The sequence below is a fragment of the Methanoregula sp. genome, assembly GCF_049510175.1.
Classification (GTDB): Archaea; Halobacteriota; Methanomicrobia; order Methanomicrobiales; family Methanospirillaceae; genus Methanoregula.
In genome coordinates this window covers 1-1422 of sequence record NZ_JBEKZF010000032.1, presented here as the reverse complement: position 1 = coordinate 1422, position 1422 = coordinate 1, and the positions used below count along the sequence as shown (strand labels likewise).

The following is a 1422-nucleotide window of genomic DNA, read 5'->3' as shown; positions in this document are numbered from 1 at the left end:
TAGAAGTTTTACCTGCCAGTCCTTCAGGTCGGGATACTGTTGCTTCATTGCCTCCATATGGCGTCGATTGTCTGCCAGGATCTGGCGTTTCTTGTCGATGGTGGCCTCGGAGTTGATCCGCACGTAAAAAGCGTCGCATCGCCCTTCCTTGATCCTCTCGGAGAATGCCGACAGGCAGGCGGCCCGGAAGGCTGAGTCCTGATCGAGAAAAAAGCGAACCTTCTCTGTATTATCGAGGAGTCTTCTCAGGAAGAAGAAGTGTCCATACATGGTGTATTCTCCACGCACTTGCATACCATCTTTGGGCAGCGCGAGATCATCGTCCAAGCTCTCGAACACTTCGACATCATCCCTGTTTTCAGCATCCCGATAGGTGCCGGCTATGCTGTCTCTCAAGGACTCTGTATGGGTTCCAAACCTTTGGGCTCGGGCTTTCTCTTGATGGCATCAAGGTAATCGCGCCGGAGCCAAAGGCGGGCATATCGTCTGTAGGCCGGTTTTACTTCATAATCACCCGAGGCAATCGCATCCATCTCTATAAGGTCCGGATCCATTAGAGGATCAAAGTTGAGATGCAGGCCGAGCACATAACCAGTCGTGTTGTCAGCACTGCCTACAGCGCGGAAAATGATGTTCCTCCGGTCGTCGGCATCAGACCAGTTGATCATATAGTCTTGCCGATCGACTCCGATATAGAGGCGGGTGAGTGGCATGGTGGGAAGATTGCGTTCCCTCTCAGCCGCAAAGGCAATGCACTGATGATCAATGAAATCGATCTTCCGGTAGAGTGTGGACATGGTGATCCCCTCCACCTCGCAGATACGGCGGAAGGGTACCTTATTGACGAGAAGGCGGAAAATGGCGGCATTTTTATGAGGTTTTCTATGTCGGCTGGTGGGTGATGAGGAGGTGCTGAATGTTCTCCCGCAAGCCTTACATCGATAGCGTATAGATCCTGCCTTCGTCCTTCCGAACAAATGATAGTGAGTGTTACCTTGCTCTGCACTTATATGATGGTTCGGACAGTTCGGGTTCGGGCAGGTCGGAACTGCTATGGCCTCAAAGGGCCTCCAAAACCGGCACAGCTCTTCGTGGATGGCTTTGTTACTCTTTATCGTTGGATATTGGCCGCAAAAACTGCACCGAAGCATCGGCGTGCCTCGGCCTGAACCAGCTACGCTATACGTATCTCTGCCACGTTCCGCTGCTCCCTTGCCTCGGGGCTGTCTTTTTGTGCTCGCCGGAACACCGAAATTCTGGCAATGCGGATTCTTACAGAAGTTGACTTGAATGGCGCCGACTTCTACCGGGACACGTTCATCGAGCTGGCTTGGTCCTTTGAGCAAAGAAATCCCCCTAACAGATTCTACCTGGTAGGGGGACAAATGTTAAGCAGTTTTCAACACGTTAAGCGACCGGCTC

The 1422-nt window shown here is 52.2% G+C and carries 2 protein-coding genes; both read right to left on the bottom strand.

The genetic code is table 11. The annotated features are described in order from the left end of the window. The coding region (locus ABSG49_RS12210; protein WP_424026408.1) for a hypothetical protein at nucleotides 1–396 on the bottom strand (396 nt) is incomplete at its 3' end. Beyond that, a complete protein-coding gene (locus ABSG49_RS12205; RefSeq protein ID WP_424026407.1) occupies nucleotides 393–797 on the bottom strand; it encodes a hypothetical protein in 405 nt (134 codons plus the stop codon). The genes ABSG49_RS12205 and ABSG49_RS12210, both read right to left, overlap by 4 nt. Between the last annotated feature and the right edge of the window lie 625 nt (nucleotides 798–1422).